This window comes from Plasticicumulans sp. (genome assembly GCF_035331805.1).
GTDB lineage: Bacteria > Pseudomonadota > Gammaproteobacteria > Competibacterales > Competibacteraceae > Plasticicumulans.
The window spans coordinates 1-1839 of sequence record NZ_DAOLKE010000513.1; the positions used below are offsets into that span (position 1 = coordinate 1).

Sequence of the window (1839 nt, forward strand, 5' to 3'; positions counted from 1 at the left end):
CTGCTCGCCGGCGTGCTGCGCGGACTGCGCGGCGGGCGCGCGGGTTTCATCCGGCGGCTGGCGGCCGGCGTCTGGGCGCCGCACGCGGCGACGCTGGTCATCGGCGTGACCTTCCTGCTGCTGCTGGCGCTGGTCGGGCCGTGGACCTACACCGATCTGCTCGCCGAACTCGCGCACGGTCCGGCGATGGCCGCCGGCCCGCGGCTGCTGCTGTTCGCGGCGCTGCTCGCCGGCGCAGCCTGGGGCGGGCTGAGCGCCGGGCGTTTCCGGCCGCTGGCACCGCGCCTGAGCGCGCTGGTCCGCTGCACGGCCGGCGGTGCGCTGATGGGTCTCGGCAGCCTGCTGATCCCCGGCGGCAACGACGGCCTGCTGCTGCTCGGCATGCCGCTGCTGTGGCCGCACGCCTGGCTCGCGTTCGCGGTCATGGCCGTGACCATCGCGCTGTGGCTCACGCTCGCAGCGCGCGTGCCGCTGCGCTTCAGCCGCCGGCCGGCGTGATGCCGGCCTGCGGATCGGCCGCCCAGATCGACGCCAGATAATCGATGAAGGCATGCACGCGCGCCGACTGGCGGCGGTTGGCCGGCGACACCGCGTGGATCGGGATCGGCTCCGGCTCGTAGTCGCGCAGGATCGGCACGATGCGGCCATCGGCCAGTTCGTCGCCGAACAGCCAGCGCGGCGCGCGCGCGATGCCGAGCCCGGCGAGCGCCAGCTCGCGGATCGCCTCGGAGCTGTTGGTGCGCACGCGCCCGCCGACGCTGACCGACAGCCGCTCGCCGCCGTGGCGGTAGTGCCAGAGGTTGACGGTCGGCGTCGGCGTGAACACCAGGCAGTCGTGCCCGGCGAGTTCGGCCGGCGTGCGCGGCTCGCCGCGACGCGCGAGATATCCCGGCGTCGCGGCCGTGATCCGGCGCGCCTGCCCGAGCGCGCGCGCGATCAGGCCGCTGTCGGCGAGCGGCCCGAGGCGCAGCGCCACGTCGATGTTGTCGGCGACCAGATCGCTGTTGTCGTCGCTGAGCAGCAGCTCGACCGTCACCTGCGGAAAGTGGTCCAGGAAATCCCCGAGCCGCGCCGCGATCCGCCGCCGGCCGAAGCTGACCGGCGCGGCGACACGCAGCGGCCCGGCGACGACCTCGCGCCCGGTCAGGAAGCTGTGCTCGGCGGCATCGACGGCATCGAGGATGCGCCGGCAGTCCTCGTAATAGCGCCGGCCCTCGTCGGTCAGCGACAGCTGGCGCGTGCTGCGCGCGATCAGCCGGCTGCCGAGCCGCGCTTCGAGCGCGCGCACCCGCTTGCTGACATTCGGCTGCGTGGTGTCGAGTTCGCGCGCCACCGCCGAGAAGCTGCCCGATTCGACCACGCGCACGAACATCGCCATCGCCACCAGTCTGTCCATCTTCGCTCCGATACCCCGATGCTCCGATTCATGCCGCCAGGGCATGCCGACTATATCGATTGCGCGTCTTATCGCCGGGGCCGGCGCGGCCGAGACTGCACGCCATCCCGCCGCACTGCAGCAAGGCCGCGACGGGGGATCCGACCAGAACCTGCCTCCCGAGGTCCACGCCATGAACGCCAGAACCCTGATCACCGCTGCCGCCCTGACCTTCGCCGTCGCCGGTTTCGCCCAGGCCCGCGAGAGCGACAGCTACCCGCCGATCGAATGGACGCACGGCGACGCCGCGCAGACCACCCCGGCCACCGCGCCGCGCACCGCCGCCACCGACAGCTTCGATGCCCGCATGCGCGCCACCGGCAGCGACGAGCACTACTGCGCACTCGATTACCCGCTGAACCCGAAGACCGGCACCAACGCCGAAGCGAGCCTGTGCTGATGCC

3 protein-coding genes are annotated in these 1839 nt (G+C 73.1%); 2 read left to right on the forward strand and 1 reads right to left on the reverse strand.

The features are described from left to right. A partial coding sequence (locus PKE44_RS18950; RefSeq protein ID WP_324554337.1) for a YeeE/YedE thiosulfate transporter family protein occupies positions 1-498 on the forward strand: 498 nt, incomplete at its 5' end. Here PKE44_RS18950 and PKE44_RS18955 read toward each other — a convergent pair. Beyond that, the gene (locus tag PKE44_RS18955; RefSeq protein WP_324554339.1) at positions 479-1396 is read right to left on the reverse strand and encodes a LysR family transcriptional regulator; all 918 of its coding nucleotides are present in this window, start codon (positions 1394-1396) and stop codon (positions 479-481) included. The two genes, PKE44_RS18950 and PKE44_RS18955, sit on opposite strands and share 20 nt — an antisense overlap. Positions 1397-1568: 172 nt before the next feature. Between PKE44_RS18955 and PKE44_RS18960 the strand changes: the two genes are divergently transcribed. Beyond that, the gene (locus PKE44_RS18960) at positions 1569-1835 is read left to right on the forward strand and encodes a hypothetical protein (protein ID WP_324554341.1); all 267 of its coding nucleotides are present in this window, start codon (positions 1569-1571) and stop codon (positions 1833-1835) included. Positions 1836-1839: the final 4 nt, after the last annotated feature.